We start from the raw sequence: 10,257 nt of genomic DNA on the forward strand, positions 1-10,257 counted from the left end.
CCGGACTCACCCCCAGTGCAGGAGGTGGGACATCCTCACCCCGTGAGTGGCGAAGTCGATCGTCACGCGGTCGCGGTCGGCGGTCGTGAAACCGTGGAGGAAGCTGGTGTGGTCCGCGCGGAGGTTGAGGTAGTGCACAGCCGGCGGAGGTTGTCCGATCGGCGGTCGTGGACGGTCACCGGGCGGGCGGGAAATGCCCTTCCTCGACGAAGAAGTCCACGTACCGGCCGAAGAGTTCACGTGTCAGAGGCGGGCAGAGGATGTCCGTGCCGGCGAGAGCCGCATCGGTCTCCGACGTGTCGATGGGCGGGTAGAAGCCGTCGGTGTCCGACGTCATCATCTCGAAGGCGTGCAGCAGCGGGAGCAGCGCGTTGTCCCGGTCGGCCCGCACCGCCGCGCTCCACCGCTCCCAGTCCGACGCGTCGAGCCGGTAGCCGCGTTCGCGCAGGTACGACACGCAGTCCGCGAGGCTCAGCGAGCTGCGGTTGAACAGATGGAAGGTGCCGCCTGCCTCCCCGCGCAGCGAGATGCCGACGATGGCCGCGCTGACGTAGTCGACCGGCAGCAGATGGAAGCGTCCGCCGGCTCCTGTGGGCGCGGCCTGCGCCTGGAGCAGGCCCTTGAGGCTGAGCCAGACGAAGTCGCGTGTCTGGCAGGCCCCGTTGCGTGTGTCGCCGGCGATGACGTCGACGCGGTGCACGGACACCGGCAGACCCCGGTCACGGGCGAGGCCCACTATCTGTTCGGCGACCCACTTGGACTGCAGGTAGCCGCTCGGCAGCGCTTCGGCGGGGCCGGTCGGGTCGGTCACCTTCAGCGGAACGCCGGGTGTGACCGGCCCGTTGAACACCCCGACCGTCGAGACGTAGTGCACCGGAACCGTGCGGTGGCGGGCCGCCAGCCGCAGGATCTCCCGGGTGCCCAGGACGTTGGCGGTCCGCAGTGCCTCGTAGGGGTGCAGCCAGTGCACAGTGGCGCCCGCGTGGTAGACCACGTCGGCGGTGCGGGCCAGGCCGTCGTACACCTCCTCGGTCAGTCCCAGGCGCTCGTTCGCCAGGTCGCCGGCGAGCACGCGCAGCCGGCTCTCGTCGATCTCGTCCCAGACGCGGTACCAGACCAGGCTGTCCCGCAGCCGCTCGTACGCCGCCCCGTCGTCCGTGCCGCGCACCAGGCAGTGGACGCGGGCGGTCGTGGTGCGCATCAGATCACGCAGCAGGAACGCGCCGAGGAACCCGCTAGCGCCGGTCAGCAGGATGTCCGCCGGGGCGACGACGGTGCGTACGACCTGCTCGGCCGGGCGGATGTCGTCGGGGAGTCCGATGTCGGCGCCGTAGTCGACGGCCGTGGCCTCGGCGGACGCGGGCGTCGCGTCCCGGGACGCGAGAAGCGCGGTGCGCAGGTGCGCCGCCAGGGCCCGGGGGGTCGGGTGGTCGAAGACCAGGGTCGCCGGCAGCCGCAGACCGGAGACGGCGACGAGCCGGTTGCGCAGTTCCACGGAGGTCAGTGAGTCGAAGCCGCTGTTCTGCAGCGGGCGTTCGGGGTCGGTGCCCGCGGTGTCGGTGCGGCCGAGGACCCGGGCGATCTCCGCCGTCACCGCTTCGAGGACGATCGTGTGCTGTTCCTGTTCGTCGAGTCCGGCGAGCCGGTCGGCGAGGGCGGGCCCCGCGTCGGCCGCACCGCGGGCGGTGGCGCGGGCCGGGACCCGCACCACGGACCTGAGCAGCGCCGGAACCTGTGGCTGCCGTCGCAGGGCCGAGGTGTCGAGCGGGGTCGCCACGGCGTACGGGCGGCCGGTTCGCAGGGCCAGGTCGAACAGGGCCGTGCCCTGCTCCTGCCGGACCGGGAGGAATCCGCTGCGGGCGATCCGTTTGAGGTCCGTCTCGGTCAGACCGTCTGTCAGGCCGGTCGCCTGCTCCCACAGGCCCCAGGCGATGGACGTGGCGGGCAGTCCCAGCGCGGCACGGTGCGTCGCGAGTGCGTCCAGGTGGGCGTTGGCCGCGGCGTAGATGGACTGGCCGGGGCCGCCGATGGCCGCGGCGACGGACGAGAACAGGACGAACGCCGTCAGGTCGGCGTCCCGGGTCAGCTCGTGCAGGGCCCAGGCCGCGTCGGCCTTGGGCCGCAGCACGGCGTCGAGCCGCTGCGGGGTCTGCGACGCGATGACCCCGTCGTCGAGCACGCCGGCGGTGTGGACGACGGCCCGCAGCGGATGCTCGGCCGGCACCGACGCCAGCAGCCGTGCGAGTGCCGTGCGGTCGGCCACGTCGCACGCGGCCACGGTCACCGACGCGCCCAGCGCGAGGAGTTCGGCCCGCAGTTCGTCGGCGCCCGGGGCGTCCGGGCCACGCCTGCCGGCCAGCAGCAGGTGGCGTACGCCGTGCTCGGTGACCAGGTGGCGCGCGAAGTGCGCACCGAGCGATCCGGTACCGCCCGTGACGAGGACGGTGCCGTCGGGGTCCCACTCGGCGCGCGGGCCGGCGGACGTGGGCGCCGCCTGCCTCGGCGTGCGCAGCAGGCGCGGTACGCGGATCACGGGGGCACCGCTCGTGCCGGTACCGCGTACCGCGGCCTGCGGTTCGCCGGAGGCGACCACGCCGGACAGGGCGGGCGCGGCGGACAGGGCGTCCGGGCCGGCGTCCAGGTCCAGGTCCAGGTCCAGGTCCAGGTCCAGGTCCACCAGGACTATCCGTCCTGGTGCCTCCGACTGCGCCGAGCGCAGCAGGCCCCAGGCGGCGGCCGCGGCCGGGTCGGTGATGTCCTCGTCCTTGGTGGCGGCCACGGCACCACGGGTCACGACGACCAGCGGCGTCGCGGACAGGGTGTCCTGGGCGAGCCACTGCTGAGCCCATGCCAGGGCCCGGCCCACGGTGTCCCTGACGGCGTCCTCGGCGGCGAGCCCGGCAGGGGTGGTCAGGTCCAGGCGTGCGGCGTCGATCCGCTCACCGGCGGCCACGGCGACGGTCACGGAAGGCGCGTCCGGGTACGTGTCCGAGCCGAGGGTGATCCACCGCAGGGCGGCGGCGGGCAGGGGCCGCGCGAGCCACTCGACGTGGTGGAGCGCGTCCTGGTGGCGGGAGCGGGCGGCCCGCAGCGCTTCGGGGTGGACGGGGCCGAGGGTCACGGCGTCGACCACCGCGACGGTCTGCCCGGCCGGGTCGGTGAGGTGCATGGCATAGGTGTCGGCGACGCCGGGGAGCGGGGTGATGTGGACGCGCAGGGTGTCGGCGCCGGTGGCGTGCAGGCGCAGGCCGCGCCATCGGGTCGGGGTGGGTGGAAGGCCGGGCAGGCCGGTGGCGTACAGCGGCTGCAGGGCGGCCTCCAGCAGGGCCGGGTGGAGACCGAAACTGCCGCCCCGCGCGTCGGTTTCGGCGGCCAGGGTCACTTCGGCGAACAGTTCGTCGGCTTGCCGCCACATCCGGGTGAGGCCCTGGTACTCCGGCCCGTACACCGATCCGGCGGCGGCGAAGCGCTCGTACATCGCGGACGGGGCGGACACGCCGTCCGGCTCGTCGTCATCGCCGGGGACGGGTTCGGCGCCGGTCGGCGGCCACTGTGTCGTCGGCTCGGCCTTCGTCGGCGGGACGAGCGGTGCCTCGCTCAGGAGTCCGTGCGCGTGGCGTGTCCAGGACGCGCCGGTGTCGTCGGGCCGGGCGTGGAACGTGAGGACGCGTCGGCCTGCCGGGTCCGGTTCGCCGACGCGGACCTGGAGTTGCACGGCCCCGGTGCGGGGCAGCACCAGCGGTGCGTCGACGGTGAGTTGGTCGACGGTGGTGCAGCCGGTCTCGTCACCGGCCCGGATGGCCAGTTCGGCCAGCACCGCGTTCGGTACGACGGTCTCGCCGGCGACGGTGTGCGCGGTGAGGAGGCCTGCGGTGCGGGCCGACAGACGGGCCGTGAACAACGCCTCGTCGCGGTCGCCGGGGAACAGCGCGGTACCGATCAGGGGATGGTCGGTGGTGTCGAGGCCGAGACCGCCGGCGTCCCGGGCCCTGCCCGAGAGCGCGTCGACCCAGTACCGCCGGCGCTGGAAGGCGTAGGTGGGCAGCGGTACTTGCCGGGCTCCGGTGCCGGTGAAGAACGCGTCCCAGTCGACGGACACGCCCCGTGCGTGGAGGGTACCGATGCCGTCCACCAGCGCGTGCGGCTCGGTCCTGTCATGGCGCTGGAGGGCCTGGACGGTGATGTCCTTCCCGTCGGCGAGGACGGTCTGGGTGAGGGCGGCGAGTACGCCGCCGGGGCCGATCTCGACGAAGGTCCGCACGCCGTTCTCGTACAGGGTGGTGACGGCGTCGGCGTAGCGGACTTCCTGGCGGACCTGGTTCACCCAGTAGTCCGCCGAGCGGAGGTCCTCGCCCTCGGCCACCTTGCCCGTCACCGTCGAGACCACCGGCAGCCGCGGAGCCCGGTAGCGGATCTCCTTCGCGACCGTGCGGAAGTCCTCGAGCATCCCGTCCATCAACGGCGAGTGGAACGCGTGCGACACCTCAAGGCGCCGCACCCGCCGGCCCTGCGAGGCGAGGCGTTCCCCGACGGCGACGACGGTGTCCCGTACACCGGAGAGCACCAGCGAGCGCGGGCCGTTGACCGCTGCGACGGACACCTCGTCCTCGTGTCCGACGAGCCAGGGCGCGACCTCGGCTTCGGTGGCCTCGACGGCGACCATCACGCCCCCACCAGGCAACCCCTGCATCAACCCGGCCCGAGCAGCCACCAACCGCCCCGCCTCAGCAAGATCCATCACCCCCGCACAATGAGCAGCCGCCAACTCCCCCACCGAATGCCCCGCCACAAAATCCGGCCGCACACCCCACGACTCCACCAACCGGAACAACGCCACCTCGAACCCGAACAACGCCGGCTGCGTCCACCCCGTCTCCCCCAACAACCCCGCCCCGACAGAACCCTCAGCCGCGAACAACACCTCCCGCAACGACCCACCCAACAACGGATCCAACACCCCACACACCTCGTCCAACGCCTCCGCGAACACCGGAAACGCCGAATACAACCCACGCCCCATCCCCACCCGCTGCCCACCCTGACCCGAAAACACCAGACCCAACCCACCACGACGTGCGGGGGCCTCGACGGTCGGAGGTGCCACAGCCGGTTCCGTCTCGGTCAACTGGCGCAGGGAGTCGGCGAGTTCCTCGCGATCGGCTCCGGTCAGGACAGCGCGGTGGCGGTGCAGGGCGCGTGTGGTCGCGAGGGAGTGGGCGATGTCGGTGGCGGACTGCTCGGGGTGTGCGGCCAGATGGTCGCGCAGCCGCTCGGCCTGTGCGCGCAGGGCGTCAGCGTCCGGCGCGGAGAGGAACCAGGGCACTGCCGGGAGCGTCCGGTCCGGCTCGGGTGAGGTGTCCTCCGCTGCCGGAGCCTCCTCGAGGATGACGTGGGCGTTCGTGCCGCTCACGCCGAACGCCGAGACGGCGGCGCGACGTGGGCCCGACTCACGGGCGGGCCAGTCGCGTGCCTCGGTGAGCAGTTCGACCGGACCGGAGCTCCAGTCGACCATGGGGGTGGGCCGGTCGACGTGCAGGGTCTTGGGGAGCACACCGTGCCGTATGGCCTGGACCATCTTGATCACGCCGCCGACGCCGGCCGCCGCCACCGTGTGTCCGATGTTCGACTTCAACGACCCCAGATACAAAGGCCGTTGACGGTCCCGTCCGTAGGTCGCCAGCAGCGCCTGCGCCTCGATCGGATCGCCCAACCGGGTCCCCGTACCGTGTGCCTCCACCGCGTCCACGTCGGCAGGGGCGAGACGGGCACTCTCCAGCGCCTGACGGATCACCCGCTCCTGCGACGGACCGTTCGGCGCCGTCAGCCCATTACTCGCACCGTCCTGATTCACCGCGCTACCACGGACAACCGCCAGCACCCGATGACCCTTCCGCCGCGCATCCGACAGCCGCTCCACCACCAGCAGCCCCACACCCTCCGACCAGGAGGTGCCGTCGGCCGCCGCGGCGAAGGACTTGATACGTCCGTCGGGCGCCAGTCCGCCCTGCCGGGAGAAGTCGACGAATCCGCCCGGGGTCGCGGTGACCGTCGCGCCGCCCGCGAGAGCGAGGGTCGACTCTCCTCGGCGTACCGATTCGACCGCCAGGTGGAGCGCGACCAGTGAGGAGGAGCACGCGGTGTCGACGGACACGGCCGGCCCTTCGAGGCCGAAGGTGTAGGCGATGCGCCCGGAGGCCACGCTGCTGAGCTTGCCGGTCATGAGGTGACCCTCGAGTTCGGCGGGGCCTTCGAGGCCGAGGTAGCTCTGCTCGATCACGCCGGCGAACACGGCGGTACGGCTGCCCCGGAGCGTCGCAGGGTCGATCCCGGCGTCTTCGAAGGCCTCCCACGCCGTCTCCAGGAGGACGCGCTGCTGGGGGTCCATCGCGCGTGCCTCGCGGGGCGAGATGCCGAAGAAGTCGGCGTCGAACAGGGTGGCCCCGTCGAGGAATCCGCCCTCCCGGGTGTACGAGGTTCCTGGCTCGTCGCGGTCGCTGCTGTACAGGGCGTCCAGGTCCCAGCCCCGGTCGGCCGGAAACTCGCTGATCGCGTCCCTTCCTTCGGCGGCGAGGCGCCACAGGTCGTCGGGTGACGCGACGCCGCCGGGGAAGCGGCAGGCCATGCCCACGATGGCCACGGGTTCGGCGGCGGCCGACTCGAGCGTTTCGATCCGCTCGCGCGCCTTCTGCAGGTCGGCTGTCACCCACTTCAGGTAGTCGACGAGCTTCTGTTCCTTGGTCTGGGCCTGCTTCTGCTCACGGGACATGTCAGCGGACATGCGGAATCAGTCTCTCCTCGGTACCGGAAGGGTGCGGTTCTGGGGGGCGGGTCGTGCGGTGTCAGTCCGCGGTCCGGCCGAGCCGGCTGTCGATGAAGTCGAAGATCTCGTCGGCGGACGAGGCCGCCATGAGGTCCGCCACATCGACGGCGGCAGCGGTCGGGAGCGGGCCGTCGGCCGGACCCGCATGGCCGTCGGCGAGGCGGTCGGCGAGGGCTTTCAGCCGGGCGGCGAGTGCCGCCCGCGTGTCATCGGAGCCTGAACCCTCCGCGACCAGGACCTCGAGAGAGGCCTCCAGCCGGTCGAGTTCCGCGGTCACGGAACGGGCCGGCACGCCGGGGGCTGACACCGCCTCGGCCCGTACGTAGGCCACGAGCGCGGCGGGTGACGGGTGGTCGAAGACGACGGTGGCGGGCAGGGACAGGCCGGTCTCGGCACCCAGCCGGTTGCGCAGTTCGACGCCGGTGAGGGAGTCGAAGCCGAGCTCCTGGAAGGGGCGGTCGGGCACGATGCCGGAGGTGTCGGGGTGCTTGAGCACCTTCGCCACCAGCTCCGTCACGACGGTAAGGAGGTACTGCTCCTGTCGCGCCTCGCTCAGTGGCGCGAGCCGCTCGGCCAGGGGGACGGTGCCGCTCGTCTCCTCGTGGCCGTCGGGCGTGGCCGACGGTGTCGGGACGGTGCGTGGCGCGCGGTCGCCGTCCGACGGGGGCAGCTCGTCGAGCCAGTACCGCCGGCGCTGGAAGGCGTAGGTGGGCAGCGGTGCTCGGCGGGCTCCGGTGCCGGTGAAGAACGCGTCCCAGTCGACGGGCACGCCCCGTGCGTGGAGCGTGCCGAGCGCTTCGACGAGGGTCTCCGGCTCGGGACGGCCCGCGCGGGTCGCGACGGTGGCGGTCAGGGCGTCGGGGTCGCGTACGGTCTGGGCGGCCAGGGCGGCGAGGACACCGCCGGGGCCGATCTCCAGGATCGTGGTGACGCCTTCGGCCTCCAGGGTGGTGACGGCGTCGGCGTAGCGGACTGCCTGGCGGACCTGGTTCACCCAGTAGTCCGCCGAGCGGAGGTCCTCACCGGAGGCCGCCTTGCCCGTCACCGTCGAGACCACCGGCAGCCGCGGAGCCCGGTAGCGGATCTCCTTCGCGACCGTTCGGAAGTCCTCGAGCATCCCGTCCATCAACGGCGAGTGGAAGGCGTGCGACACCTCAAGGCGCCGCACCCGCCGGCCCTTCCGGGCCAACGCCCCCACCACTTCCTCCACGGCATCCGCGGCACCGGAGACCACCACCGCCGACGGCCCGTTGACCGCCGCCACCCCTATCTCGTCACCACGGTCCCCGACCGCGGCCACCACCTCGGATTCGGTGGCCTCGACGGCGACCATCACGCCCCCACCAGGCAACCCCTGCATCAACCCGGCCCGAGCAGCCACCAACCGCCCCGCCTCCGCAAGATCCATCACCCCCGCACAATGAGCAGCCGCCAACTCCCCCACCGAATGCCCCGCCACAAAATCCGGCCGCACACCCCACGACTCCACCAACCGGAACAACGCCACCTCGAACCCGAACAACGCCGGCTGCGTCCACCCCGTCTCCCCCAACAACCCCGCCCCGACAGAACCCTCAGCCGCGAACAACACCTCCCGCAACGACCCACCCAACAACGGATCCAACACCCCACACACCTCGTCCAACGCCTCCGCGAACACCGGAAACGCCGAATACAACCCACGCCCCATCCCCACCCGCTGCCCACCCTGACCCGAAAACACCAGACCCAACCCACCACGACGTGCGGGGGTGACAGGGCTCAACCGGCCCAGCTCGTCAAGGAGTTCGGCGCGGCCGGTACCCACGACCACCGCGCGGTGATCAAAGGTGGTGCGGGTGGCGGCCAGGGAGTACGCGATGTCCAACGGGTCGGGAGCGTCGGGCTGTCCGGCGAAGGCGCGGAGGCGTTCGGCCTGCGCGGTGAGCGCCTGGGGGGTGCGCGCGGAGAGGACCCACGGCAGGGCGGGCAGGGTGCGCTTCCCGGTGGCCCCGGCGGACGTCTCGACGGGCGCCTCGGCGGATATCTCGGCCGAGATCTCGGCGGGGACTTCCTCGATGATCACGTGGGCGTTGGTGCCGCCGAATCCGAAGGAGGAGACTCCTGCCCGGCGTGGCGACTGCTCCCGTGCCGGCCACTCACGGGCCTCGGTCAGCAACTCCACCGCACCCGCGTCCCACTCCACGAACGGCGACGGCTCATCGACATGCAGGGTTTTCGGCAGCACACCGTGCCGCATCGCCTCCACCATCTTGATCACACCACCCACACCCGCAGCCGCCTGCGCATGCCCGATGTTCGACTTCAACGACCCCAGCCACAAAGGCCGCTCACGACCCTGCCCGTACGTCGCCAACAACGCCTGCGCCTCGATCGGATCCCCCAACCGGGTCCCCGTACCGTGCGCCTCCACCACATCCACATCAGCAGGAGTCAGACGGGCACTCTCCAACGCCTGACGGATCACCCGCTCCTGCGACGGACCGTTCGGCGCCGTCAGCCCATTACTCGCACCGTCCTGATTCACCGCGCTACCACGGACAACCGCCAGCACCCGATGACCCTTCCGCCGGGCGTCCGACAAGCGCTCCACCAACAACAACCCCACACCCTCCGACCACGCCACACCGTCCGCCCCCGCCGCGAAAGACTTGGAGCGCCCGTCGGGAGACAGGCCTTGGAGACGGGAGAACTCGAGGAAGGCGACCGGTGTCGACATCACCGTGACGCCGCCGGCGAGGGCGAGCGAGCACTCGCCGTTGCGCAGCGCGTTCGCCGCCAGGTGCAGGGCGACCAGGGAGGAGGAGCAGGCGGTGTCGACGGACACGGCCGGGCCCTCGAAGCCGTAGGTGTACGAGAGCCGGCCCGCGGCGATGCTTGCGGCGCTGCCGCTGTACAGATAGCCCTCGAAGTCCTCCGGGGGCAGGTGGGGACGTGAGCCGTAGTCGTTGTACATCAGGCCCGTGAACACGCCGGTGCCTGAGCCGCGCAGTGCGGTCGGGTCGATGCCCGCGTGTTCGAACGCCTCCCACGCCGTCTCCAGCAGGAGTCGCTGCTGCGGGTCGATCGCGGTGGCCTCGCGCGGGGACATCCCGAAGAACGCGGGGTCGAACCCGTCGGCGTCGTACAGGAATCCGCCCTGACGGGTGTACGTGGTTCCGGTGTGCTCGGGGTCGGGGTCGTAGAGGGCGTCCAGGTCCCAGCCCCGGTTGTCGGGGAAACCGCCTATGGCGTCCGTACCGTCCGCCACGAGACGCCAGAGGTCGTCGGGCGAGGACACGCCGCCGGGATAGCGGCACGCCATTCCCACGATCGCGATCGGCTCGCGCTGCTTCTCCTCGAGGTCGCGCAGCTGCCGACGTGCCTCACGGCCATCGGCGACGGCCTTCTTCAGGTAGTCGCGAAGCTTGTCCTCGCCCGCCATGGTGGGTCAACTC

Annotated in this window: 1 protein-coding gene and 1 pseudogene; both read right to left on the reverse strand. The window is 71.9% G+C overall.

Going from position 1 to position 10,257, the window contains the following annotated elements; all coding sequences use genetic code 11:
* Nucleotides 1-175 precede the first annotated feature (175 nt).
* A complete protein-coding gene (locus tag STRTUCAR8_RS04495; protein WP_006374253.1) occupies nt 176-6,778 on the reverse strand; it encodes a type I polyketide synthase in 6,603 nt (2,200 codons plus the stop codon).
* A 61-nt stretch (nt 6,779-6,839) separates the two neighbouring features.
* A pseudogene (locus tag STRTUCAR8_RS04500) lies at nt 6,840-10,199 on the reverse strand (type I polyketide synthase); the annotation flags it as partial.
* Nucleotides 10,200-10,257 lie beyond the last annotated feature (58 nt).

It is taken from the genome of Streptomyces turgidiscabies Car8 (assembly GCF_000331005.1).
In the GTDB taxonomy this organism is placed as follows: Bacteria; Actinomycetota; Actinomycetes; order Streptomycetales; family Streptomycetaceae; genus Streptomyces; species Streptomyces turgidiscabies.